17 protein-coding genes and 3 tRNA genes are annotated in these 22,920 nt (G+C 69.8%); 12 read left to right on the top strand and 8 right to left on the bottom strand.

Features of this window, described 5'->3' with window-relative positions:
- Window positions 1-182: 182 nt before the first annotated feature.
- The 4 genes from ilvC to ilvD all read right to left on the bottom strand — a co-directional run bounded on the left by ilvC (window position 183) and on the right by ilvD (window position 5,606).
- Complete coding sequence (gene ilvC, locus NCCP_RS01865) at window positions 183-1,205, bottom strand: ketol-acid reductoisomerase (protein WP_149955374.1); 1,023 nt, start codon at window positions 1,203-1,205, stop codon at window positions 183-185.
- A 29-nt stretch (window positions 1,206-1,234) separates the two neighbouring features.
- The gene (gene ilvN, locus NCCP_RS01860) at window positions 1,235-1,753 is read right to left on the bottom strand and encodes an acetolactate synthase small subunit (RefSeq protein WP_149955373.1); all 519 of its coding nucleotides are present in this window, start codon (window positions 1,751-1,753) and stop codon (window positions 1,235-1,237) included.
- Between the two features lie 3 nt (window positions 1,754-1,756).
- Window positions 1,757-3,637 (bottom strand): acetolactate synthase large subunit, encoded by a 1,881-nt coding sequence (locus NCCP_RS01855; RefSeq protein WP_149955372.1) that lies wholly within the window; start codon window positions 3,635-3,637, stop codon window positions 1,757-1,759.
- 262 nt (window positions 3,638-3,899) lie between these two features.
- Window positions 3,900-5,606 carry a dihydroxy-acid dehydratase gene (gene ilvD, locus NCCP_RS01850; RefSeq protein WP_149955371.1) on the bottom strand — a complete coding sequence of 569 codons (1,707 nt, stop codon included), beginning with the start codon at window positions 5,604-5,606 and terminating at the stop codon, window positions 3,900-3,902.
- Between the two features lie 179 nt (window positions 5,607-5,785).
- Between ilvD and NCCP_RS01845 the strand changes: the two genes are divergently transcribed.
- Window positions 5,786-6,238 carry a hypothetical protein gene (locus NCCP_RS01845; RefSeq protein WP_149955370.1) on the top strand — a complete coding sequence of 151 codons (453 nt, stop codon included), beginning with the start codon at window positions 5,786-5,788 and terminating at the stop codon, window positions 6,236-6,238.
- A gap of 146 nt (window positions 6,239-6,384) precedes the next feature.
- Here the strand turns inward: NCCP_RS01845 and NCCP_RS01840 are convergent, their stop codons facing one another.
- Window positions 6,385-7,329: a 2-hydroxyacid dehydrogenase gene (locus NCCP_RS01840; protein WP_149955369.1), complete on the bottom strand. Its 945-nt coding sequence runs from the start codon at window positions 7,327-7,329 to the stop codon at window positions 6,385-6,387.
- Between the two features lie 145 nt (window positions 7,330-7,474).
- Between NCCP_RS01840 and NCCP_RS01835 the strand changes: the two genes are divergently transcribed.
- The 11 genes from NCCP_RS01835 (at window position 7,475) to NCCP_RS01785 (ending at window position 19,819) form a co-directional block, all read left to right on the top strand.
- A tRNA-Lys gene (locus tag NCCP_RS01835) sits at window positions 7,475-7,547 on the top strand.
- A gap of 208 nt (window positions 7,548-7,755) precedes the next feature.
- A tRNA-Lys gene (locus NCCP_RS01830) sits at window positions 7,756-7,831 on the top strand.
- A 137-nt stretch (window positions 7,832-7,968) separates the two neighbouring features.
- Window positions 7,969-8,454, top strand: coding sequence for a thioredoxin-dependent thiol peroxidase (gene bcp / locus NCCP_RS01825; protein ID WP_149955368.1), 486 nt, complete (start codon window positions 7,969-7,971; stop codon window positions 8,452-8,454).
- Window positions 8,455-8,575: 121 nt separating this feature from the next.
- A tRNA-Leu gene (locus NCCP_RS01820) sits at window positions 8,576-8,657 on the top strand.
- Between the two features lie 113 nt (window positions 8,658-8,770).
- Window positions 8,771-10,501: an ABC transporter substrate-binding protein gene (locus NCCP_RS01815; RefSeq protein WP_225873615.1), complete on the top strand. Its 1,731-nt coding sequence runs from the start codon at window positions 8,771-8,773 to the stop codon at window positions 10,499-10,501.
- 152 nt (window positions 10,502-10,653) lie between these two features.
- Window positions 10,654-11,244: a TetR/AcrR family transcriptional regulator gene (locus tag NCCP_RS01810; protein ID WP_149955367.1), complete on the top strand. Its 591-nt coding sequence runs from the start codon at window positions 10,654-10,656 to the stop codon at window positions 11,242-11,244.
- Window positions 11,245-11,503: 259 nt separating this feature from the next.
- Window positions 11,504-13,192 carry an amidohydrolase gene (locus tag NCCP_RS01805; protein WP_149955366.1) on the top strand — a complete coding sequence of 563 codons (1,689 nt, stop codon included), beginning with the start codon at window positions 11,504-11,506 and terminating at the stop codon, window positions 13,190-13,192.
- A 177-nt stretch (window positions 13,193-13,369) separates the two neighbouring features.
- The gene (locus NCCP_RS01800) at window positions 13,370-14,848 is read left to right on the top strand and encodes a malate:quinone oxidoreductase (protein WP_225873614.1); all 1,479 of its coding nucleotides are present in this window, start codon (window positions 13,370-13,372) and stop codon (window positions 14,846-14,848) included.
- Between the two features lie 23 nt (window positions 14,849-14,871).
- Window positions 14,872-18,024 (top strand): efflux RND transporter permease subunit, encoded by a 3,153-nt coding sequence (locus NCCP_RS01795; protein WP_149955365.1) that lies wholly within the window; start codon window positions 14,872-14,874, stop codon window positions 18,022-18,024.
- Between the two features lie 255 nt (window positions 18,025-18,279).
- The gene (locus NCCP_RS01790; protein WP_149955364.1) at window positions 18,280-19,380 is read left to right on the top strand and encodes an LLM class flavin-dependent oxidoreductase; all 1,101 of its coding nucleotides are present in this window, start codon (window positions 18,280-18,282) and stop codon (window positions 19,378-19,380) included.
- Window positions 19,373-19,819: a MarR family winged helix-turn-helix transcriptional regulator gene (locus tag NCCP_RS01785; RefSeq protein ID WP_225873613.1), complete on the top strand. Its 447-nt coding sequence runs from the start codon at window positions 19,373-19,375 to the stop codon at window positions 19,817-19,819. The genes NCCP_RS01790 and NCCP_RS01785 overlap by 8 nt, the downstream gene beginning before the upstream one ends.
- Before the next feature lie 212 nt (window positions 19,820-20,031).
- Here the strand turns inward: NCCP_RS01785 and NCCP_RS01780 are convergent, their stop codons facing one another.
- The 3 genes from NCCP_RS01780 to NCCP_RS01770 form a co-directional block, all read right to left on the bottom strand.
- Complete coding sequence (locus NCCP_RS01780) at window positions 20,032-20,304, bottom strand: hypothetical protein (RefSeq protein WP_149955363.1); 273 nt, start codon at window positions 20,302-20,304, stop codon at window positions 20,032-20,034.
- A 144-nt stretch (window positions 20,305-20,448) separates the two neighbouring features.
- Window positions 20,449-21,117, bottom strand: a complete 669-nt coding sequence (locus NCCP_RS01775; protein ID WP_149955362.1) for a response regulator — start codon at window positions 21,115-21,117, stop codon at window positions 20,449-20,451.
- On the bottom strand, window positions 21,114-22,742 hold the full coding sequence (locus tag NCCP_RS01770; protein WP_225873612.1) for a sensor histidine kinase: 1,629 nt from the start codon (window positions 22,740-22,742) through the stop codon (window positions 21,114-21,116). The genes NCCP_RS01775 and NCCP_RS01770 overlap by 4 nt, the downstream gene beginning before the upstream one ends.
- Window positions 22,743-22,920 lie beyond the last annotated feature (178 nt).

Genomic DNA, 22,920 nt, shown 5'->3' with positions numbered 1-22,920 from the left:
GCGTGCCCCGGGCAGCCCCCATCCTTCCCGCGCGGGCCCCATCCCTCCCGCACGGGCGCCCCGCCGTCGTGCCCCGAAGGGGCCGTGTCCAAGACCAGCTGGGGAACAGTTCAGGAACAGTCCGGGACCAGCGGCCCGAAGGTCCCGCCCCGGGCGAAGCGGGGGCGGGAGGCCGGCAGCCGCTAGCGGGCGGCGGAACCCTCGGTGTAGTCGTCCATGGTCTTCCAGGAGAACAGCTTGCGCAGCTCGCGGCCGGTGGCCTCGATCGGGTGCGCCTCGCCCTTGGCGCGCAGCTCCAGGAACTCCGGCGCTCCGGCATCCTGGTCGTCGATGAAGCGCTTGGCGAAGGCGCCGGACTGGATGTCGGCGAGAACGGCCTTCATGTTCTCCTTGACCTCCGGGGTGATCACGCGCGGGCCGGAGACGTAGTCGCCGTACTCGGCGGTGTCGGAGACGGACCAGCGCTGCTTGGCAATGCCGCCCTCCCACATCAGGTCGACGATCAGCTTGAGTTCGTGCAGGACCTCGAAGTAGGCGATTTCCGGCTTGTAGCCGGCCTCGGTCAGGACCTCGAAGCCGTACTGGACCAGCTGGGAGGTGCCGCCGCAGAGCACGGCCTGCTCGCCGAACAGGTCGGTCTCGGTCTCTTCGGTGAAGGTGGTCTCGATCACGCCGGCGCGGGTGCCGCCGATGGCCTTGGCGTAGGACAGGGCCAGTTCCTTGGCGCCGCCGGTGAAGTCCTGCTCCACGGCGATCAGGTCCGGGATGCCGCGGCCGGCCTCGAACTCGCGGCGCACGGTGTGGCCCGGGGCCTTCGGTGCGACCAGTGCGACGTCGACGTCGGCCGGCGGGGCGATGTAGCCGTAGCGGATGTTGAAGCCGTGGCCGAAGAACAGCGCGTCGCCGGGCTGCAGGTTGGGCGCGATTTCGTCGGTGTAGACAAAGCGCTGGACCTGGTCCGGGGTCAGGACCATGATCAGGTCGGCTTCGGCCGTGGCCTCGGCGACGGAGAGGACGCGCAGGCCCTCGGCCTCCGCCTTGGCCCGGGACTTGGAGCCCTCCGCCAGACCGACGCGGACGTCGACGCCGGAGTCGCGCAGGTTCAGGGCGTGGGCGTGGCCCTGGGAGCCGTAGCCGATGACGGCCACGGTGCGCCCCTGGATGATCGACAGGTCGGCGTCGTCGTCGTAGTACAGTTCGGTCACTTTTCTTACTCCTTGTGTGGGGCGTGGGGTTAGGCGGAGACGGAGCGCAGGGCGCGGTCCGACATCGACTTGGAACCGCGGCCGATGGCCAGGGTCCCGGACTGGACGATCTCACGGACGCCGAACGGCTCCAGAACGGCCAGGAGGGCGCTCAGCTTTTCGGCGGTTCCGGTGGCCTCGATGGTCAGGGAGTCGGTGGACACGTCCACCACCGAGGCGCGGAAGAGGTCGGCTGCCTGGGTAACTTGCAGCCGCATTGCGGCATCCGCACGGACCTTGACCAGGATATGGTCCCGCTGCACGGACGAATCGGGGATGAGTTCAACGATCTTGATGACGTTGATCAGCTTGTTCAGCTGCTTGGTCACCTGCTCCAGCGCATCGCCCTCGGCATCGACGACGACGGTGATCCGGGAGATCCCGGGCACCTCGGTCGGGCCGACGGCCAGCGAATGGATGTTGAACGCGCGGCGGGCGAACAGCCCGGCGACGCGGGTCAGGACGCCGGGGACGTCCTCGACCAGGACGGAAAGGGTGTGGCGTGCCATGGGTTAGTCCTCCTGCTCCCATTCCGGGGTCAGCCCGCGGGCGATCTGGATTTCGTCGTTGCTGACTCCGGCGGGGACCATCGGCCACACCATGGAGTCGCGGCTGACGACGAAGTCGATAACCACCGGGCGGTCGTTGATGGCCAGCGCCTGCTGGATGGTCGCATCGATGTCCTCGTCGCGCTCGCAGCGCAGCCCGACGCACCCGTAGGCGTCCGCCAGCTTCACGAAGTCGGGCACGCGCACGGTGCCGTGCCCGGTGTTCAGGTCGGTGTTCGAGTACCGCTCGTCGTAGAACAGGGTCTGCCACTGGCGGACCATGCCCAGGGAGGAGTTGTTGATGATCGCGACCTTGATCGGGATGTTGTTGATGACGCAGGTGGCCAACTCCTGGTTGGTCATCTGGAAGCAGCCGTCGCCGTCGATGGCCCACACCACGCGGTCCGGGTTGCCGACCTTGGCGCCCATGGCCGCGGGCACGGAGTAGCCCATGGTGCCCAGGCCGCCGGAGTTCAGCCACTGGCGCGGGCGCTCGTACTTGATGAACTGCGCCGACCACATCTGGTGCTGGCCCACCCCGGCGACGTAGACGCCTTCGGGGCCGGTGAGCGCACCGATGCGCTCGATGACCCGCTGCGGTGCGGAGAGGCCGTCCCCCGGCTGGGTGAAGCCGATCGGGTAGGTTTCCCGCAGCCGGTTCAGCATGGCCCACCACTCGTCCAGCCGCGGGGCGCCGTCCTCGGCGAAGCGGATCCGGCAGGCGTCGGCCAGTTCGGGGATGATCTCCTTCACCGAGCCGACGATCGGGATGTCGGCGGTGCGGTTCTTGGAGATTTCGGCCGGGTCGATGTCCGCGTGGATCACCTTCGCGTACGGCGCGAACGTGCTCAGCACGCCGGTGACGCGGTCGTCGAAGCGGGCGCCAAGGGTGATGAGCAGGTCGGACTGCTGCAGCGCGGTCACCGCGGAGACCGCTCCGTGCATCCCGGGCATGCCCACGTGCTGCGGGTGCGAGTCCGGGAAGGCGCCGCGGGCCATCAGGGTGGTAACGACCGGAGCGCCGACGAGCTCGGCCAGCTCGAGCAGTTCCGCGGTCGCCTCTCCCTTGATGACGCCTCCGCCGACATAGAAGACCGGCCGTTCGGCCGCCGCGATCAGCTTGGCGGCCTCGCGTACCTGCTTGGCGTGGCCGCGCACCACGGTGCGGTAGCCCGGCAGGTCGATCTTCGGCGGCCAGGCGAAAAGGGTCCTGGCCTGCTGGGCGTCCTTGGTGATGTCCACCAGGACCGGGCCCGGGCGGCCGGTCGCCGCGATGTGGAACGCGGAGGCCAGCACACGGGGAATATCCTCGGCCTTGGTCACCAGGAAGGAGTGCTTGGTGATCGGCATGGTGATGCCGACGATGTCCGCTTCCTGGAAGGCGTCCGTGCCGATGAACTGGCTGTTGACCTGTCCCGTGATGGCGACGAGCGGGACTGAGTCCATGTGGGCGTCCGCGATGGCGGTGACCAAATTGGTTGCGCCCGGGCCGGAGGTGGCGATGCATACGCCCACCCCGCCGGTCACCATGGCATAGCCCTGCGCGGCGTGGCCGGCTCCCTGTTCGTGGCGCACCAGGATGTGGTTGATCCGGGTGGAGTCCATGAGCGGGTCGTAGGTGGGGAGGATGGCCCCGCCCGGCAACCCGAAGACGTCGGTGACGCCGAGTTCTTCCAATGAGCGGACGATGGCTTGTGAGCCAGTCATCTCCGTGGGTGCAACGATGTTGTTCGGGCCCTGGACCGGGCTCGACGCATCCACGACGGAAGAGACAGGAGTGGCATCCTTGGCACGGCCGGCAGCTTGGGCCACCAGCGAGGGGCTGGCGGGTGTTCCGTTACTCATAGGAATGTTCCTTCTCTTCTCTGCATTCTGCACATAAAAAAACCCCTCCGGCCTTGCGGCGTCAGTGGGGTTTGCGCGTCACCGGGTCCCTATCAAGGGGCCTAGGCCACGCGCTTGATAACGACTAGTACGGTGTTGCGGATCTGCATGCCACTCAGTCTCCCCGTCCTTGGCGAGTACTGTCAACACGGACCCCCTGCGTCTCACTATCCGGACAAGCCGTCCGGTGGCTGGACACCAGCCACCGGACGGCCCGGTCGGCCTATCCGCAGTACGCTCCGGTGCTGGCCGACTTGACCAGCTTCGCGTACTTGGCCAGGACGCCGGTGGTGAACTTCGCCGGCAGCGGCTCCCAGCCGACCTTGCGCGCCTCCAGCTCGGCCGGATCGACCAGCAGGTCGAAGCTGCGGGCGGCGATGTCGACGCGGATGCGGTCCCCGTCCTTCACGAAGGCGATCGGGCCGCCGTCGACGGCCTCCGGGGCGACGTGTCCGATGCACAGGCCGGTGGTGCCGCCGGAGAAGCGGCCGTCGGTGAGCAGCAGGACGTCCTTGCCCAGGCCGGCGCCCTTGATGGCGCCGGTGATGGCCAGCATCTCGCGCATGCCCGGGCCGCCCTTGGGGCCCTCGTAGCGGATGACCACCACGTCCCCGGCCTTGATCTCGCCGTTGTCCAGCGCATCCAGCGCACCCTGCTCGCGCTCGAACACGCGGGCGGTGCCCTCGAAGACGTCGGCGTCGAAGCCGGCGCTCTTGACCACGGCGCCCTCGGGGGCAAGGGAACCGTGCAGGATGGTGATGCCGCCGGTCTGGTGGATCGGGTTGTCCATGGCGCGCAGGATCTTGCCGTCAACGTCCGGCGGGTTGATCTCGGCCAGGTTCTCCGCCACGGTCCTGCCGGTGACGGTGAGGCAGTCGCCGTGCAGCAGGCCGGCGTCGAGCAGGGCCTTCATGATCACCGGCACGCCGCCGATCTTGTCGACGTCGGTCATCACGTAGCGGCCGAAAGGCTTCAGGTCGCCCAGGTGCGGGATCTTGTCGCCGATGCGGTTGAAGTCGTCCAGGCTCAGGTCGACCCCGGCCTCGCGGGCGATCGCCAGCAGGTGCAGCACGGCGTTGGTGGAGCCGCCGAAGGCCATGGTGACGGCGATGGCGTTCTCGAACGCCTTCTTCGTCATGATGTCGCGGGCCCGGATGCCCTTGCGCAGCAGTTCGACGACGGCCTCGCCGGAGGCACGCGCGAACATGTCGCGGCGGCGGTCGGCCGAGGGCGGTGCCGCCGAGCCGGGCAGGGACATGCCCAGCGCCTCGCCGATGCAGGCCATGGTGTTGGCGGTGTACATGCCGCCGCAGGCGCCTTCGCCGGGGCAGATCGCCTTTTCGATGCGGGTGAGGTCTTCCATGCTCATCTTGCCGGCAGCGCAGGCGCCGACGGCCTCGAAGGCGTCGATGAGGGTGACTTCCTTTTCGGAGCCGTCCTCCAGCTTGACCCACCCGGGCATGATGGAGCCGGCGTAGAGGAAGACCGAGGACAGGTTCAGCCGTGCGGCAGCCATGAGCATGCCGGGCAGGGACTTGTCGCAGCCGGCGAGCAGGACGGAGCCGTCCAGGCGCTCGGCCATCATGACCGTCTCCACGGAGTCGGCGATGACCTCGCGCGAGACCAGGGAGAAGTGCATGCCCTCATGGCCCATGGAAATGCCGTCGGAGACGGAGATGGTCCCGAACTGCATGGGGAACCCGCCGCCTGCGTGGACGCCTTCCTTGGCGCCCTGGGCCAGCCGGTTCAGGGAGAGGTTGCAGGGGGTGATCTCGTTCCAGGAACTGGCAATGCCGATCTGCGGCTTGGCGAAATCGTCGTCGCCCATGCCGACGGCACGGAACATGCCGCGGGCGGGCGCCGCGTGGATGCCGTCGGTCACCGCGCGGCTGCGGGGCTTGATGTCTGGAGTGTTTGCCTGGGTGGTCATGGTTCCTACTTTAGGACGCCCCGGGACCCCCCCACGAACCCGTGACCCGGCCCTGCAACATTCCGGGCCCAAACCTTCCGGGCCCAAACCTTCCGGACCCGCGCGGTTCCACGGCGCGGAATCCCCACCGGGCCCTCCGCGGCATGGCATCCGCGCGGCTCCCGCCTAGACTGGGGCCTATGGCCAACGAGAACGGCAGCGCCGACGCGGCGCTCAAGGCGCACCTGCACCGGGCCTTCGACGGACAGATCCCCAACTTCGGTTCCTACAACCTGGTCTATGCGGCCGGGCGGGCGGGAAGCGCGGGAATCTTCGTGCTCGGCTACCGGCGTCAGCCCCTGGAGCTGCTGGTGGCACCCCTGGACGGCCACACCCTCGCCGCCCGCGGACCGGCCGTCGCCGTCGACCTGACCAACCTCAGCCACATCGCCCAGCCGATGGAGGGCGGGTATGAGATCGGCACCACCACCGGGCGCGTCTACCGCTTCGACGTCGCCTCCCATCCGCTGGTCGACACGGCCGAGGGCACCCGGGTCCAGCTGGAGCAGGATGCGGATGCGGAAGATTTCGCGCAGTTCATGGACGAGTTCATGGCCGTGCTGGATGGCTACGCGGGCGATCCGCAGCACTGATCCCGCTACCCTCCCCGAAGCCTCCCCAGCCACCGCCTGGGGATTCACCGCCGCGGCGGCGGGGCCGGAGCCACTTGGGCGAGTCCAGGACTTGGGTGAGTCCAAACCGGAAGGGCGGTGGAAGGCCGGGGCCCGGGCGGGCGGGCTCAGAGCCTGGTGCCGCGGTGGACGAGGTTTTCGGGTTCGCGCCCGGCGGCGAAGGCGTCCAGCTGGCGGCGCAGCAGTGCCGCCATGCGGCGGGGAAAAGCCTCGGTGTTGCCCCCGTTGTGCGGGGTGATCAGGGCCCCGGGCAGCCGCCACAGGGGATGTCCCGCCGGCAGCGGTTCCGGGTCGATGACGTCCAGGGCGCAGCGCAGCCGCCCGGAGGCCACCTCGGCGGCCAGCGCGTCCGTGTCCACCACGGGGCCGCGGGCGACGTTGACGACGACGGCCCCGTCCGGGAGGGCCGCCAGCACCCGGCGCCCCACCAGCCCGCGCGTGGCGGCGGTGAGCGGGACGATGCAGATCAGGACCTCGAGTCCGGGCGCCAGCGCCTCCAGCTCATCGATCCCGTGCACGGTTCCGCACCCGTCCGTGCGGGCGGTGGTGCCGAACCGCACCAGGTCCACCTCGAACGGCTCGAGCCGGCGGCGGATCTCCCCGCCGATGCCGCCCACCCCCAAGACCCCGACGCGGCGGTCAGCCAGCCCGGGCCAGCGGCGCGGCGCCCAGGTGCCGGCGGCCTGGTCCCGGGCGGCCTCGCCGATGCCGCGCAGCGAGGCCAGCGCGAGCCCCACCGCCAGTTCCGCGGTGGCCGCGGCATGGACCCCCTGCGCCGAGGCGACCGCCACATCCTTCCCCACCAGGTCGGACACGCCGTCGTACCCGGTGGTTTGGGTCTGCACCAGGCGCACGTTCGGTGCCCTGCGGACGGCCGTGAAACGTCCGGTCCCCGCGGCATAGGGCAGCACGACCGCCTCCACCCGGTCCAGCGGCACGCCCGCCGGCACACCCTCCAGGTCCCAGACGCCGGCGCGGATTCCCGGAGGCAGCGGTTCGCACGAGCGCAGCAGGCCGGCGTCGGGGAAGGTCACAACACTGAGGGGTTTCACCCGCCCAGCGTAGGGCCACCGGGGCGGCCCGGCTGTGACATGCACCGCAAAACCGCCCCCGATTTGGTGTTTGGCGAAAAAGGGCCTAGAGTATTTCCTCGTTGCAGACGCGCACCACGCAAGTGGGAGCCCGTCCGGCAGCGATGCACCTCTAGCTCAATTGGCAGAGCAATTGACTCTTAATCAATGGGTTCCGGGTTCAAGTCCCGGGGGGTGCACCCGGGAAAAATCCCCCGATCCGGTCCGCCGGGTCGGGGGATTTTGCGTCGGAGGATTTTGTGCCGCCCCGAGGCCTCCGGGCCCGGGCCCGAAGGCTTCCATGGAGGCCCGGCACCGTCCGGGGACGATTTGGAATTGGGCCCGGGAGGCGCTATTGTTTTATCTCGTTGCGAACGACGCCGGGCCTCCGGTACAGGACGCAATGATGCACCTCTAGCTCAATTGGCAGAGCAATTGACTCTTAATCAATGGGTTCCGGGTTCAAGTCCCGGGGGGTGCACCAAAACAGGGAAAGGCCAGCCGAAAGGCTGGCCTTTCTTGGTATCTGGTGCCCCGGGGCCCGCGGGCCCCGGGGCACCAGCCGGCGGCCCGCCCTGCGCCACCGGCCCGGCACCACCCGCCCAGCCCCAGGAGAGCACCATGAGCGACCAGCCCACCCGCCTCGGCCCCGGCGATGCCGCGCCCGCCTTCTCCCTGCCGGACGCCGACGGCAACACCGTCTCGCTCGCCGACTTCTCCGGTTCCGCCGTGGTGGTCTACTTCTACCCGGCCGCCTCCACCCCGGGGTGCACCAAGCAGGCGTGCGACTTCCGCGACAGCCTGGAGTCCCTCGGCGCCGCCGGGTACAGGGTGCTCGGCATCTCCCCCGACGCCCCGGCCAAGCTGAAGAACTTCGCCGGGGCCCAGTCCCTGACCTTCCCGCTGCTCAGCGACCAGGACCACTCCGTGGCTGCCGCCTGGGGCGCTTGGGGCGAGAAGAAGAACTACGGACGCACCTACGAGGGGCTCATCCGCTCCACCGTCGTGGTGGACCCGGACGGCAAGGTCGCCCTGGCCCAGTACAACGTGCGGGCCACCGGGCACGTCGCCAAACTGCGCCGCGACCTCGGGCTCGACACGGCCTAGCGTCCAGGCGGACCCCGCCCTTCGTCCCCTTTGGGGCGGAGTCCCTGCCGCCCGGGCTGCCCGGTCCACCGGGTCCCTTCCGATACACTGGGGATGCCGAACGGGCCGGCGGCACCGGCAAGCGAGCGTGGCGAAATTGGCAGACGCGCTGGATTTAGGTTCCAGTGTCTTCGGACGTGGGGGTTCAAGTCCCCCCGCTCGCACCCACCCGGCCGCGGGAAGCCCCGCGGAATACCGGCGCGCAGGGCCCCCGGAGGTTTCCGGGGGCCCTGCGCGTTCCCCGACCGACGTCCCCGACACCAAGGAGCACAACCGCGTGGACCGCAGCACCGGGCTTGGCGAGGACCCGTCCACCATGGGCCCGGGCGCCCCGGCGCCCTCGCGCCGCTCGTTCCTGGGCTTGGGCGCCGTGGTGGCCGCCACCCTGGCCGGCTGCTCGGCGGCCCCCACCGGTTCCCCGCCGGCCTCCGCCACCGGCCCGGTGGCCGGACCGAAACTGCAGTCCTTCGTCTTCGGCACGCCCGCGGTCCCACGGACCCTTGACCCGGCCCTCGCGGCCGACGCCGACACGTTCCGCATCACCCGCCAGATCTTCGAGGGCCTGGTCGGCGTGGACCCGGACACCGGCAGCCCCACCCCGGCGCTGGCCACCGGGTGGTCGGTGAGCGGCAACGGACTCGCCTACACCTTTACGCTGCGCGAGGGCATCCGCTTCCACGACGGCACCGACTTCGACGCGGCCGCCGTAGTGGCGAACTTCACCCGCTGGGCCTCGCTGCCGGCCACGGATTCCGGCTGGGCGGCGCTGACCTTCGAATCCGTCTTCCACCAGCACCAGAGGGTGCCGGCCGAGGACGGCTCCGGCACCGTTCCGGCCGGCCACTTCAGGTCCATCCGGGCCACGGGGCCCCACACCGTGGTGCTCACCCTGCGCCGCCCGCTGCCCACGCTCATCGAGGCCCTGACGATGCCGGGGTTCGGCATCGCCTCCCCCGCTGCCCTCGGGGAAACCGGCGCGGACACTCTTAACGTGGACAAGCATGGACGGGTCGCCAGCGGGTTCGGGGAACGCCCCGTCGGCACCGGCCCCTTCGCCTTCGCCGGCCGGGACGGGGACACCGTGACCCTCAAGGCCCATGCCGGCCACTGGCGCGGGGGCGGGCAGATCGGTACCGCCACGTTCCGCGCGCTGCGCGATCCCGATTCCAGGCTGCGCGCACTGCGGCGCAAGGACATCGACGGCTACGACCTGGTCACCGTGGACGGGCTGCGCGACCTGGTCCGCGGAGGCCAGCAGGTGGTCCAGCGCGACCCGTTTTCCATCCTCTACCTGGGCATGCACCAGTCCAACGAGTTCCTGGCCCTCGACGAGGTGCGCCGCGCGGCGGCCCACGCCGTGAACCGGCAGTCCCTGGTCGATGCCTTCTTCATCAGCGGCACCAAGGAGGCGCGCAGCTTCGTCCCGCCGAGCCTGGGCATCCCCAACCCGGAAACCTACCGCGGCTACGACCCGCAGCAGGCGCGCCAGCTCCTGGCCTCCGCCGGCTACGACGGCGAGCCCATTCCCTTCGCCTACCCGCTGAACGTCACGCGCGCCTACCTTCCGCTGCCCGAGCGGATCTACGCGGAGATCAGCCGCCAGCTCACCGCCGTCGGATTCACGATCCGGCCCGTGCCCATTCCCTGGGACGAGGGGTACCTGGAGCAGGTGCGCGCGGGCCGGCACAAGGGGTTCCACCTGATGGGCTTCAGTGGCGGCTACCGCGACCCCGACAATTTCCTCGGGGCGCTGTTCGGCGCCCCTTCCGCCGAATTCGGCTACACCGACGCCGAGGTGCGCCGCCGCATTTTCGAGGCACGCACCCTGCCCGCCGGGGAACAGCGCACCAGGGCCTACCAGGAGATCGGCGAACGGCTTGCCACCGACCTGCCGGCCCTGCCCCTGGCCTACCCGATCTCGGCGCTGGCGCTGAGCGACCGGGTGCGCAACTACCCCTCCAGCCCGGTGCTGGACGAAACGTTCGACCGGGTGGGCCTGGCCACCTAGGGACTGGCCACCTAAGGCCTGGCCACCTAAGGAACGGCGCTGGCGCCGGTTCCATCCGGTGCGGCGCGGGGCACGTTGGGGCGGGCACGGTGGCGGCCCCTTACGATGGAGCCACCGGCAAATGCGCACGGTGGCGAGCGTGAAGAGGTGGGATGCCAAAAGTTGTGGACCATCAGGCCCGACGGCGGGAGATTGTCGACGTCGTCTGGCGGCTGATTGCCACCGACGGCCTGGAGGCGGTGACCACCCGGCGCATCGCCGCCGAATCCGGATACGCCAACGGCGTCCTGCTCTACTACTTCAAGAACAAGGACGAGGTCATCACCGCCGCGTTCGAGTACGTTTTTGCCGCCACGAACGCCCGGGTGGACGCCGCCTGCCCCCACCGGCACGGCCTGGCCGGGCTGCGGGTCCTGTGCCTGGAAGTGATGCCCCTGGACCACACCCGCTACCTGGAGGCACGCATTGTCCTCACGTTCTGGCAGCAGGCCCTGAGTTCGCCGGAGAAGTCTGCGCTGTTCGCGGACCGCACCTCGCAGTGGCGCGCCGAGCTGGGCAGGCGGCTGGAGGAGGCGCGGGAGGACGGGTCGGTCTCCCCCGGGACCAACATCGGCTCCACCGTGGACGAACTCATGGCCATGCTCATGGGGCTGCAGACCCTGGCGGTCCTGACGCCCCAGGAGACCACGCCGGAACGGCAGCTGGCGCAGCTGGATGCCTTCCTCTCGCGCCTGCGCCACTGAAGGCTCCGCAGAACCATCCCTAGAAACCATCCCTGGACCGGGCCGGTCCGCGGCTCCGCGAGGGGTCGCGGTCCCGCCCTTCCCGCCCCCGCGCCATCGGAGACGCAACCGTAACCGCAGGGAAATCTTTTCTGTACGTCTGTACAGAAGACTGGTTCGCGGGACATGCTGTGTGATGCAGTCCACATTGCCCCGGTTTTCCGGATCCCCTCCCGGGCTTCGGCGGGCCTTCCCATCCGCTTTCACCGAAAGGCGCCTCATGTCTTCCACTCCTGCTCCGGACCTCATCGTGCTGGATGCCAAGGTCTTCACCGCCAATCCCGACCGCCCCTGGGCCGAGGCCTTCGCCGTGGCGGGGGGACGCATCAGCGCCGTGGGTGCCAGTGCCGACATCCAGGCCCTGGCCGGGCCGGCCACGCACGTCGAATCCCTGGGCGGCCAGGTGGTCCTCCCGGGCTTGAGTGACGGGCATGCCCACTTGGGGCTGGGCGGATCCATGCTGGCCTGGGAGTTGCCGCTGCAGCCCACGGACACGAAAGAAATCATTTTCGGCAAGGTCCGGGACTGGGCCCAAAAGTTGGGTCCGGAGGAGTGGATCGTGGGCGGCATCGTGGGCAGCACGGTGATGGATGTGGTCGGGAACGTGGAGGACCTTGCCGCTTTGGACGAGGCTTCCGGGGGCCGCCCGGTGCTGCTGCGCGACGACTCCATGCACAACCGGTGGGTGAACTCCACCACCCTGCAGCTGATGGGCATCACGGCCGACAGCCCGGACCCCGAGGGCGGCCACTACGTGCGCGACGCCGCCGCCGGCGGAGCCCTGACCGGGGTGCTGCACGAGATCGCCTCGGCCGAGGCCGAAGCCGTGCTGTCGGCCTCCCTCACCGATCCGGCCGCGCGCCACCGGACGTCCCTGGCCACGGCGCTCTCCACGCTGAACTCCTACGGGATCACCAGCGTCCAGGACGCGGCCACCATGGAGTACAGCTGGAAAGCCCTCGCGGACCTGGAGTCGGCCGGCGAGATCACGGCATGGGTGGTGGGGTCCATGCCCGTCCGCCCCTTCCTGGAGACCGGGACCGTGGGTGACGAGCTCCTTGGGATTGGAGAAGCGCACCGCAGCGAGCACGTCCGCCCCGACTTCATCAAGGTGGTGCTCGACGGGGTGCCGATGACGCGCACCACGGCCATGCTGCGCCCCTACGTCTGCCACGGCCGGCACGAGGACCCGGAATTCCGCGGGGAGCCGTACTGGAACCATGACGACCTGGTCGAGACGCTGCGCATGTGTTACGACCGGGGCCTCAACGCCAAACTGCACGCCACCGGGGACGCCTCCGCCCGACTGGTCCTGGATGCGGTGGAACAGGTCCGGAAGGAGCGGGGCCCGGGACCGATCTTCCAGATCGCCCACGTCGAATTCCTCGACGACGCGGACGTGCCCCGTTTCGCCGAGCTCAACGTTGTTCCCGACGCCTCCCCGTACATCTGGTACCCCGGCGTCATCCAGGAGAGCATCGCCCAGCAGATCCCGGCCGAAACCGTGGACTCCAGCTGGAGGACCAGGGACCTTGTCGAGGCGGGGGCGCTCCTGGCGGCCGGCTCCGACTGGCCCTGCGCACTGCCGACCCCGGACCCGTGGATCGGACTGGAAACCCTGGTCACGCGGGAGAATCCGGATCCTGAGGTGACCACGGCACTGAACCCCAGCCAGCGCCTGGAGCTGGAGCAGGCGCTGCTCGCGTTCACCCGCAACCCCGCCCAGGCCATGGGGCTGGGCGGGGTCACGGGCTCCCTCGTGCCGGGCCTGTCGGCCGACTTCATCGTGCTCGACCGCGACATCTTCAGCATCCCCGCGAACGAGATCCACCGGACCAGGGTGCAGCGGACCTTCTTCGCCGGCACCGAGGTCTACAACGCCGCGCCCGTCGAGGCCACCGCGCAGTAGTACCGGTCCCGCCGGCAGCACCGGGCCCCCTCCGGCGCGCTCCCTTCGGGTGCGTGCCGGAGGGGGCCTGCGCGGCACGGGCCGGGAACCGTTCCGCGGCTTGCTGATTTCTTGCGGGTCCCGCCGTGGCGATACCCTTGGCTCTGAGCCACCAGACCCGTCGGATGGAGATTTCCCGTGCCCTCGCAACCCACCCAGAACTTCGACGTCGCGCTGATCGGGGGTGGCGTGATGAGCGCCACGCTCGGCGCCTTCATCAAGCAGCTGGAGCCCGAGTGGAGCATCGGCCTGTTCGAGAACCTCGACCAGGCCGGCCTTGAGTCCTCCGGCCCCTGGAACAACGCCGGCACCGGACATGCCGCCCTGTGCGAACTGAACTACGCCCCCGCCGGCAAGGACGGCAGCGTCGATCCGGCCAAGGCCATCGGCATCAACGAGCAGTTCCAGGTTTCCCGCCAGTTCTACGCCCACATGGTTGCCCAGGGCCTGATCGGCCCCCCGAAGACCTTCATCAACCCGCTGGCGCACATGAGCTTCGTGATGGGCGATGCGCACGCGCAGTACCTCAGGGCCCGCTACGAGTCCCTGAGCGCCCAGCCGCTGTTCGAGAAGATGCAGCACACCGAGGACCTGTCCACCATCAACGAGTGGGCTCCGCTGGTCGCCGAAGGGCGCGATCCTTCCGTGCGCGTTGCCGCCTCCCGGGTCGAGGCCGGCACCGACGTCGACTTCGGCTCCCTGACCCGCCAGCTGACCAGCTACCTGGGCGTGGCCGGGGCGGAGCTGAACTTCGGCCACCGTGTCACGGGCCTGGAGCGCTCCGGCAACGGATGGCAGCTCACCGTCAAGAACCGCGCCACCGGGGCCAAGCGCGCCGTCAACGCGAAGTTCGTCTTTGTCGGCGCCGGCGGCGGTGCCCTGCACCTGTTGCAGGCCTCCGGCATCGCCGAGGCCAAGGGCTTCGGCGGGTTCCCGGTCTCCGGGCAGTTCCTGCGCTGCACCAACGAGGAGATCATCTCCCGCCACCACGCCAAGGTCTACGGCCAGGCGTCCGTGGGCGCCCCGCCGATGTCCGTCCCGCACCTGGACACCCGCTTCGTCGACGGCAAGCGCTCGCTCATGTTCGGCCCGTACGGCGGTTTCTCGCCCAAGTTCCTCAAGACCGGCTCCTACCTTGACCTGGTTGCCTCGGTCCGCCCGCACAACCTCGTGCCGATGCTGGCCGTCGCTAAGGACAACACGAGCCTGGTCAAGTACCTGGTCACCGAGGTGCTCAAGTCCCGTGCCAAGAAGGACGAGGCGCTGCGCGAGTACTACCCCGCCGGCGAGGGCTCCGACTGGGAGCTGATCACCGCCGGCCAGCGCGTCCAGGTCATCAAGAAGGACGCGCGGAAGGGCGGCGTGCTGCAGTTCGGCACCGAGGTCATCACCAGCGCCGACGGTACCCTCTCCGGCCTGCTCGGGGCCTCCCCGGGCGCGTCCACTGCGGCGCCGATCATGATCGAGCTCCTGAACCGCTGCTTCCCGCAGCAGTTCTCCGGCTGGGAGTCCAAGCTCAAGGAGATCATCCCCAGCTACGGCGCCAAGCTGAACGAGAACCCGCTGCTGCTGGCCGAGGTCACCGCCGCCACGGACAAGGTCCTGGAGCTGGCCTAGCAGCCCACAACGCAAGGAGTGCCGTGCACCGGCTGGCTTCCCTGTCCCTGGGCAACCGCGCCCTGATCGCCCTGATCACCGTCCTCACGGCGGTGTTCGGGGTGCTCACGACGGGTTCGCTGAAACAGGAACTCGTTCCCTCGCTGGAATTCCCGCAGGTCACCGTCGTCTCGACGCTGCAGGGGGCTTCCGCCGAGGTGATGGACAAACAGGTGGGCCAGCCGCTGGAATCGGCGCTCCTTGCCGTGGAGGACCTGGAATCCTCGTCGGCGGTCTCCTCCGACTCCGTCTCGCGGATCTCGCTGAGCTTCGCCTACGGCACCAACCTGGACCGCGCGCGCAACCAGGTGGAGCGGGCCATCTCCAACGCCTCCGGGACGCTGCCCGAGGACGCTTCCACCTCCTCCTTCGCCGGGTCCATCTCCGACTTCCCGGTCGTCTACCTGGCCGTCGCCGGCCGGCAGGACCTGAACGAACTCTCCGCCGACGTCGAACGGCTGACCGTGCCCGCCCTCTCCAAGGTCGAGGGCGTGCGCGGGGTCGACGTCAGCGGGGCGGCGGGCCAGCGTATCTCCATCACCCCGGACCCGGACGAACTGGCCGCCAACGGGCTCACCCGGGACAGCCTCGAAAGGGCCGTCGAGGAGGCCGGGCTGCTCGTCCCGCTGGGCACCGTGCGGGAAGGGTCCCTGGCCCTGGCCGCGCAGGCCGGTGGCGGGCCCGGCTCGCTCGAGGCGCTGCGCGCGGTCTCGCTGGCCGGCCCCTCCGGCGTCGTGCTGCTCGGCGACGTGGCGGACGTCGAACTGGTGGACAACCCCGCCACCAGCATCACGCGGACCAACGGCGCCCAGACGCTGGCGGTCTCCATCACCAAGACGCCCGACGGGGACACCGTCGCCATCTCCCACGCGGTCAACGCGCTGATCCCGCACCTGGAGTCCGAGCTCGGCCCGGAGGCGGAGATCACCGTCGTCTTCGACCAGGCCCCGTTCATCGAGCGGTCCATCCACGACCTCACCGTGGAGGGCCTGCTGGGGCTGGGCTTCGCCGTGGCGGTCATCCTGGTCTTCCTGACCAGCGTGCGCTCCACGCTGGTCACCGCGGTCTCCATCCCGCTGTCCCTGCTGGCCACCTTCATCGGCATCAGCGCGGCCGGATTCTCCCTGAACATGCTCACCCTTGGGGCGCTGACGATCTCGATTGGCCGCGTCGTGGACGATTCGATCGTGGTCATCGAAAACATCAAGCGCCACCTTGAATACGGCGGGGACCGGCTCGGGGCCATCATCGCCGCGGTCCGCGAGGTGGCCGCCGCAGTCACCGCCGCGACGCTCACCACGGTCGCGGTGTTCGCCCCGGTCGCGTTCGTCGGCGGCGTGGCCGGCGAGCTGTTCCGCCCCTTCGCGCTCACCGTGACGATCGCGCTGCTGGCCTCGCTGCTGGTCTCGCTGACCATTGTGCCGGTGCTGGCCTACTGGTTCCTCGGGCGCCGGCGGAGCGCCGGACCCGTGGACCGGGAGCGGGCCCAGGCCAGGGAGCTGCGGTCCTGGCTCCAGCGCGGTTACGCGCCGGTCCTGCGCGCAACGCAGCGCCGCCCGGTTGCCACCCTGCTGGCCTCGGTGCTGGTGCTCGCCGGCACCGTGGCGATGGTGCCGCTGCTGCAGACCAACCTGCTCGGCTCCAGCGGGCAGAATTTCTTCACCGTCACCCAGGCGATGCCGGCCTCGACCTCCCTGGCCGCCACCTCCCGGGCCGCCCGGCCGGTCGAGGAGGCGCTGCGCGGCGTGGACGGCGTCGAGGCCGTGCAGGTCTCCATCGGTGGCGGGAGCTTCGGCCGGCCCGGGGCGGCCGATACGGCCTCCTACACCGTGGTCACCGCCTCCGGCACGGACCAGGTGGCCGTGCAGGAGGCCGCCCGGGCCGCGCTGGCGGAGGCCGCCCCGCGGGGCGAGGTATCCGTGGGCGGGGGGCGCGGGGGGCCCATGGGTGCCTCCAGCACCGTCGATGTGCAGGTCAAGGCGCCGACGCCGGAGGCCCTGGCGGAAGCCAACGACGCCGTGGTGGCGGCCCTGCGGGATATCCCGGACGCCCGGGCCCCGGAGAGCGACCTGAGCGGCACCGCACCGCGCCTGGAGGTGGAGGTCGACGCGCAGGCTGCCGCGGACCGCGGGCTGACCCAGTCCCAGGTGGCGCTGCTCGCCGCCGCCGCCATCCAGCCCGCCAGTTCCGGATCCGTGCGCATCGGCTACACCGACTACTCCGTGTATATCGGTAAGGGCCGCACGCTCACCTCCCCGGCCAGGCTGCGCGCCCTGGAACTGGCCGCCCCGGCCGGCCCGGTGCGCCTCGGCGACGTTGCCACCGTCCGTACCGTGGAGGCGCAGGCCTCCATCTCCAGCTCCAACGGCGAGCGCATCGCCACCGTTTCGGTCAGCCCGGGCGAAAACTCCCTGGGCGCCGTCTCGGCGGAGGTCGGCAAGCGCCTCGAGGGGCTGGCCCTGCCCGCGGGCGCCACGGCGAGCATCGGCGGGGCGGCGAGCGAACAGGCCGACTCCTTCAGGCAGCTGTACCTGGCCCTGCTGGCCGCCGTCGCAATTGTCTACGTGATCATGGTGGCGACCTTCAAGTCCCTGGTGCAGCCGCTGGTGCTGCTGGTCTCGATCCCGTTCGCCGCCACCGGCGCGGTGGGCCTGCTGCTGCTCACCGGCGTCCCGCTGGGCCTGCCCGCGCTGATCGGCATGCTGATGCTGGTCGGCATCGTGGTGACCAATGCGATCGTGCTGATTGACCTGATCAACCAGTACCGGCTCCCGCGCGGCACCGAGCCGGCGATGCCGCTGGAGGAGGCGATCTTCCACGGCGCCCGCCAGCGCCTGCGCCCGATCCTGATGACGGCGCTGGCCACAGTGTTCGCGCTGGCCCCGATGGCCCTGGGCCTGACCGGCAGCGGAGGGTTCATCTCCCAGCCGCTCGCCATCGTGGTGGTCGGCGGCCTGGCCTCCTCCACGCTGCTGACCCTGGTGCTGGTGCCGGTGCTGTACCGCCTTGTGGAGGGGGCCAAGGAGCGCGCGGCCCTGCGCCGCGGCCGCCCCCGGGGCCCGCAGGGAGCGTCGGCGGCCTCCCCGCGGGAAGGGGACCCGGACCTCGAGGGGAATCCCGTGGGAGCCGGCGTCTAGGAGTTTCCCTTTCCCGCGCTCCGCACCCCACTTCCATCCCCCACCGACATCCCCCACCCGGGCCTTCCCTGCAGCCTGCCGGGCGCCGGGCCGCGCCGGCGGGCTTCGCAGGGGCGGCCCGGCGTGCTCCAGGGACTTCGGCGAGACGCACCTCACCCCGCCGGGGCGGAATGGACAGGCCCCCACGCCGGTTATTACATGCAATTGCATAGATTTTCTGGCATCATGGATGCAGGCCAAGCGAAGGAGCACCCCATGCAGATCGGCGTATTCAGCGTCAGCGACATCACCACCGACCCGACCACCGGCAAGACCCCGTCCGAACAGGAGCGCATCCGCGCCTCGGTGGAGATTGCCAGGAAGGCCGAGGAGATCGGGATGGACGTGTACGCCATCGGCGAGCACCACAACCGTCCGTTCTTCTCCTCCTCCCCCACCACCACGCTGGCCTACATCGCGGCGCAGACCGAGCGGATCATCCTCTCCACGGCCACCACCCTGATCACCACCAACGACCCGGTGAAGATCGCCGAGGACTTCGCGATGCTGCAGCACCTCTCCGGCGGACGCGTGGACCTGGTCCTCGGGCGCGGCAACACCGCCCCGGTGTACCCGTGGTTCGGAAAGAACCTGCAGGACTCGGTGGAGCTGACCGTGGAGAACTACCACCTGCTGCGCCGGCTGTGGGACGAGGACGTGGTGTCCTGGTCCGGCAAGCACCGGACCCCGCTGCAGAACTTCACCTCCACCCCCCGGCCGCTGGACGGCGTCGCCCCGTTCGTGTGGCACGGCTCCATCCGCACCCCGCAGGTCGCCGAGATCGCCGCGTACTACGGCGACGGGTTCTTCGCGAACAACATCTTCTGGCCCAAGGAGCACTACCAGCAGCTGATCGGGCTCTACCGCGAGCGCTATGAGCACTACGGCCACGGCCGCGCCGACCAGGCGATTGTTGGCCTGGGCGGGCAGTTCTACATGGCCAGGAATTCCCAGGACGCCGTCAGGGAGTTCCGTCCGTACTTCGACAACGCCCCCGTCTACGGGCACGGGCCCTCGCTGGAGGACTTCACCGCGCAGACCCCGCTGAGCGTCGGATCCCCGCAGGAGGTGCTGGAGAAGACCCTCTCCTTCCAGGAGTTCTTTGGCGACTACCAGCGCCAGCTGTTCCTGATCGACCACGCGGGGCTTCCGCTGAAGACGGTCCTGAACCAGCTTGACCTCTTCGGCGAGTACGTCCTGCCGGAGCTTCGGGCCGAGTTCGCCAAGCGCAAGCCGGCCGACGTCCCCGAGGGGCCCACGCACGCAAACCGCGTCGCCGCGCGGGGGGCCAAGGCCGCGGAGTCCGCACGTGGCTGACTCCCCCACCGTGCGCGAGGCCGCCGAGGCGTGGGAGGCGCTCTTCCGCTGCCAGGTGGGCATGATGCGACGGCTCCAGAAGCTGGCCGAGTTCAAGGAACTGAACATGCGCGAATACGACGTGCTGTTCAACCTGGGCCGCTGCCCCTCCGGCAGCAGCCGGCTCACCGACCTCAACGAACACCTGCTCATCAGCCAGCCGAGCCTGAGCCGGATGGCCGAGCGCCTGGAGGCCAAGGGCCTGGTGGAGCGCCGCCCCGACCCGAGCGACCAGCGCGCGGTGCTGGTCTCGCTCACCGACGCCGGACGGGAACTGCAGCGCAGGATCGGGCGCGAGCACGTACGCCATATCCATGAGCTGCTTGCCCCGGCGCTGGACAGCGGGGAACTGGCACAGCTCCAGGAACTGACGCGCAAGATCTCCGCGGCCCTGCCCTAGCACCGGGCGCGAACGGAACCTGCGTCTCCGGGACCTGCGCCTTTGGGGCATGACGCCCCGGAGCGAAGCCCGGGAGGTCCGGTGTGCTGGCCGCCGGCGGGAACGGGCCATCGGCGGAAAAGGGAAGCGGCGGCACCCGTCCTTGGGTGCCGCCGCTTCCGCGCGTCCGGGCCCGGGGTTTCCCCAGCCCCCGTGGCCCGGGGCGCCGGGGATCAGGGTTCGAGGGGAACCGGATCGGCGATGGAGGAGACGATGATGGGCAGGGAGGCGGTCACCGGCACCTCGAGGGTGTCCGTGTTGTGGTTGCCGTCCGGGCGCGGGGCCAGGGATCGGTAGCTGACCAGATAGTCCTGGGCGGGCTCGGACGTCGTCGTGACGTCGTAGATGACGCTGGTTTCGCCGTCATTCCAGGTGCCGACCATACCGGGGGTGATGTTTTCGACCGGGATTTCGCTGACAATACCGTTGGTGTTTCCGTAGGGCATGGGGGTGTCCTTTCGGGTCGGGTTCAGTGTCCCCACCGTACAAGGTGGTTCTACATCCTGTCGAAAGGGGCTGGTCAGCCGGAGCAAGGGTTTCCAGCGGCACGGGGGCCCGGAAAGGCCCAACATGGAGCCCGGACGGGAAACCTAGACGGGGAGCCAGGCGTAGCCGCGTTCGGGCCGGCCGGCGCCGTAGCGCAGCCGGATCTCGACCCTGCCGATTTCGTTCAGGTACTCCAGGTACCGCCTGGCGCTGACCCGGGACGTCCCCAGCTGCGCGGCGGCTTCCGTGGCCGAGAGATCGCCGGGGCTCGAGCGCAGCAGGTCCACCACGCGCTGGAGGGTTTCCATGCTGCAGCCCTTGGGCAGCGGCTGCTGGCTGCTGGCAACGCCGAAGATGCGGTCGATGTCGGATTGTTCGGCCGGATTGCTGGATCCGGTCAGCGGCTGGTACGCCTGCCGGTAATGCTCCAGCCGGTCACGCAGGTCCGCCGCGGAGAACGGCTTCATGAGGTAGTGGACGATACCCCCGCGCAGGGCCCGCCGCACGGTGTCCGCTTCGCGGGCGGCGCTGATCACCAGGACGTCCAGCTCCGGGTCCACCTCGCGCAGCTGCTGGAGGAGGTCCAGGCCGTTGACGTCCGGAAGGTGGATGTCCAGAAGGGCCAGGTGGGGCTTCAGCGTCCGCACCGCCTCCAGGGCGCTGGCACCGGTATGCGCCGCACCCACCACCGTGAACCCGGGAACCTGCCGGACGAACCCGGCGTGCACCTTGGCGACCATGAAGTCATCGTCGATGACCAACACCCTGATCATGCGGCAGTCATTCCCCTCGTCAGCCATGCGCGGAACACAGCTCCGCGGTCGTTGTGAACCTCGATGCCGCCCCCACGCCGAACGCACGCCAGGCGGGCCAGAGCCAGCCCGAAGCCCCGTTCGGCGTCCGCGGTGCCGGACTTGGTGGTGTAGCCCTGGCGGAAGACGTTGGCCAGGTGTTCCTCCGGAACCCCCGGGCCGTTGTCCCGCACCTCGATCTCGATCGTGTCGCCGGCATCCCGCACCGCGACATCGACCCGCGGGGCGGGACGGCCGGTAACCGCTTCCATGGCGTTGTCCACCAGGTTTCCCGCCACGGTGGTCAGGTCCCGGGCCAGTTCTTCATCCACGCGCTCGAGGCGCGACGCTCCATCCAGCCGCAATTCGACTCCGCGCTCCGCCGCGACGCTTGTCTTCGCGATGAGCAGCGCGGCCAGTGCGGGGTCGGCGATGCGCGAGGTGATGTCGTCATGAAGACGGGTGCGGCTCAGGTGCACCCCGTCGACGAACTTCACCACCTCGTCGTACTCGCCGATCTGGATGAGCCCGGAAATGGTGTGCAGGTTGTTGGCGAACTCGTGGGTCTGCGCGCGCAGCAGGTCAGTGGTGGCTCGGGTCATCCCCAGTTCCCGCTCAAGCGTGGAAAGCTCGGTGCGGTCGCGCAGGGTGGTCACCGAGCCAATCAGTCGTCCCCGGGAGCTCAGCGGCATCCGGTTGAGCGCCACGATGCGGTCGCCCACCAGCACCAACTGGTCCGGCTGGGCCTGGTCGGATGCCAGCACCTCACGCAGCTCCGGCGGCACGGGCAAGTCCTCGAGCCGCCGTCCCAGGCAATCGGCGGGCAGCTGCAGCAGGTGCCGCGCGGTGCTGTTGGCCAGCGTGATCCGCTGCTCGCGATCGAGGGCAAGAACGCCTTCCTTGACGCCGTGCACGATCGCCTCGCGGTGCTCCACCAGCCCGGCGATCTCGTCCGGCTCCATCCCCAGGGTCTGCCGCTTGACGCGCGCGGCCAGCATCAGCGATCCCGCCGTTCCCAGGGCCAGGGACACCCCCAGGTATGCCAGAAGATTCGGAGCCGCCTGGCCCAGCAGTTCCGCAAACGAGGGGTACCGGCGGCCGACGGCTGCCAGGCCCACCATCGTCCCGTCATCGCCGATCACGGGGACGTGGGCGACCAGGAAGGACCGTCCGCCCATCTCCAGCCTGCCCGTCCATGCGCGGCCGGACATCACGGCGCTGTCGCCCAGCGGGAGGGGGGCGCCCATTTGGGTCGGATCCGAAGAGGTCACCACGGTGCCGTCGCCCACCGCCAATGCGGTCCACTCGGAGCCGGAGCTGCTCCTGACCCCCTCGGCAACGGCCGGCAGGACGGAACCAAAGCGCGGGCGGGCCTGCGGCAGCAGCTGGCGCACCGCGGGCGTGGCGGCAAGGCTTTCCGCGGCGGAAAGGGCCCGCCGGCCCTCCACGCGCTCGAAGGTCCGGGTGGACTGTGCCAGTGACAGTGCAACGACCCCGACCAGGACCGCCGCAACGATCAGCAGCTGCAGCACCAAATACTGCCCCGCCAGCGTCTGCCGCCGGCCGCGGCGCAGGGGGGACCGGTGATCCGGCGGCTGGTGCGGCAAGCGGTTCCTCTCTCCGTGCGCACCCGGAGCGTGGCGGGTGGGCGTGTTGATGCAATATATGTCCGGTCTCCGGGTCCGCGCATTCCGGCGTGAACACAATGACCACAAGTTTCTTTGGTAACACAAGAGTGACCTGCCTCACAGGCAAATCTACGGTGGATCCATTCGCACACTCCCT

This window comes from Zafaria cholistanensis (assembly GCF_008580665.1).
GTDB lineage: Bacteria > Actinomycetota > Actinomycetes > Actinomycetales > Micrococcaceae > Zafaria > Zafaria cholistanensis.
Note: the sequence above shows the minus strand (reverse complement) of the source record. Positions and strands in the feature narration are given on the sequence as shown.